Here is a 2,230-nt window from a genome sequence, read left to right on the forward strand (position 1 = left end):
TTGTAACTATAGTGCTCTTTTATGCCATCAGCTAGCTCTTTTACGATGAGTTTTCCACGGCTATCACGTTGGTAGCGGGTAATGAGCGGTTTTTCATCATGTTGGTTACCATACTCGTGTTTTTCAATTAAATAGCCATTTAAATCGTAATGATAAGTGGTTTTTACCTCGTCAAAACCAATTTCTTCACTCAATTGCCCCGTTGGCGTGTAGCTGAAGCGGTAACGTTCCCCTTTCTGATTTTCAATTTCACTGATTTGTAGATGGATATTATCATAACGAAATTTCAGCCGTTCGCCATCTGGCAGCCGCTTTTCGGTCATTAAATGTAATGGCGAAGCGTAGTCATATTCTGTGACTTTACCCGCTTCATCTTTAAACCAAGTCACTTTGCCATAAGCGTTGTATTGATACTCACGAGTGGTGTTATTCGGGTAGGTGATTTTTGTGATTTGTCCTAAATCGTCATAAGTATAATAGGTCTTGCCCTGTTGTCCATCACTGACGACCGTGAGCCGAAGTAAAGCATCATAGCTAAATTGAAAAAGACGTCCATCGGAAAAGCCTAGCTGTTGTAATTCACCGTTATCTCCCCACGTAAAATGTTGTTCGCTACCATCAGGGTATTGGGTCGATAAACGCTGTCCATCTTCATTATAACGATGACGAGTGAGTAAACCGTCGGGCGTTTCCAACTCAATAATGTCGTCGTGATGGTTATAACGTATTCGCCATATCAGCCCATTTTTTTCAATTCGAATAATTCGTCCACGTTGCCAAGTATAATCTTCATAACTGTTGTCTGGGTAAATAATGGTTTTTAACTCGGCATTAACCGTATATTCATAGTGGGTTTGATGCCCTAACGCATCAATCTCAACGGTTTTCAATCCCTCTTCATTATACTGATAGGTTTTGGTCGCCCCATTAGCATCGGTTTCTGACTGTAACAAACCATCTTTATGGGTGTAACACTTTTGACTGCCATCAGCCATGGTGACAATCACGTTTTCATCTGAAATCTATTGATTAAATAATGTAAGCACTATCAATTATTTTGGCTTGGCGGATAATCCAAAATAGCTTCCTTGTACCCATCCATATCATTAAAATAATTACTCGTAAAGTTATAATCCCACATAGGTGACTCTATAGCATTAAAATAACTAATATTTAGTGATATCCTTTTTTTAATTAATTCTGTTTCTTTTTCATTATTAATTTTTATTATACCTTTATCGCCTCCTACCACGCCATCATCACCATCTATCATTAATGGAAGAATTTTATCCTCCTCCAACTCTAAAAAAACTTTACCTTGAAAAATGGCTCGACCAAAAATATTTGAATCTAAGTGTTCTGAGTCATATCCACCTAATACAATGTAACGATCTTTAATATTAAAATTTAAGCCTGATGAATGATAATAGTCTCGTTCTTTATGGATCACTTTAAGATCATAGCAGCGAATATTTTCTATCGTGAGAGTAGCTTTTCTGGCTAATACCAGCAGGTCATCAGCGATATTGATGATACTTTTGGGATTTATCAAGAGTATCTGATCTCGCCATATATTCTCATCCATACGTATGGATGCATTTTCGAGATATATTCGGCAAGTTAAATTTTTTTGATCAATTTTCGGTAAAGAACAATAGTTTTTTACACCACTCCAGCCATCAATATCAATGAAATATTCGTAACTATTTGTAATGTCAATTTTATATTTCATAAAATCACCTATTCTTTCTTGAAAATATATTCGTTTAATTGTTCATTTCTAATTGCCTCTCCATTCGACTGAGTATATCCCTTGCTAGAAATTTTTCGTTTATTAATCAATTGCAACCCTTTATTTTTTGCTATAATTTCCAGATTTCTCATATATTTATTTACTTTACCATCACTGCCACGAATGATTATTGTACCATCTTTCTTTAAAACGCGGAGGACTTCATCATTTAAGGGAGCATAGCCATACGGATTATCCATTATAATGGTCTTTTGCGAGCCGGTAGCGATATTCGACAAATTATGCGCATCGCCAGCAAAAACACCTGGCGCCATAGGGTGAGCAGGATGAGATATATTATAAGCACCCTCAATAGGGTTTAGCCCGGCACCAATAACGAGTGTTCCATCCTGTTCAGCAGATTTTAAGTATCTTTTATTTCCAACAATAAACCATTTACATTCTAATCCCAACGGGTCAATTAAGTCTATTGGATCA

The 2,230-nt window shown here is 36.5% G+C and carries 1 protein-coding gene and 2 pseudogenes; all 3 read right to left on the reverse strand.

The annotated features are described in order from the left end of the window. Positions 1–995 (reverse strand): annotated as a pseudogene (locus A9G41_RS05240) (RHS repeat protein); the annotation flags it as partial. A gap of 53 nt (positions 996–1,048) precedes the next feature. Beyond that, positions 1,049–1,732, reverse strand: coding sequence for a hypothetical protein (locus A9G41_RS05245; protein ID WP_065583101.1), 684 nt, complete (start codon positions 1,730–1,732; stop codon positions 1,049–1,051). A gap of 8 nt (positions 1,733–1,740) precedes the next feature. Further along, positions 1,741–2,230 (reverse strand): annotated as a pseudogene (locus A9G41_RS14240) (hypothetical protein); the annotation flags it as partial.

Source organism: Gilliamella sp. Nev5-1, from assembly GCF_001690895.1.
GTDB lineage: Bacteria > Pseudomonadota > Gammaproteobacteria > Enterobacterales > Orbaceae > Gilliamella > Gilliamella apicola_C.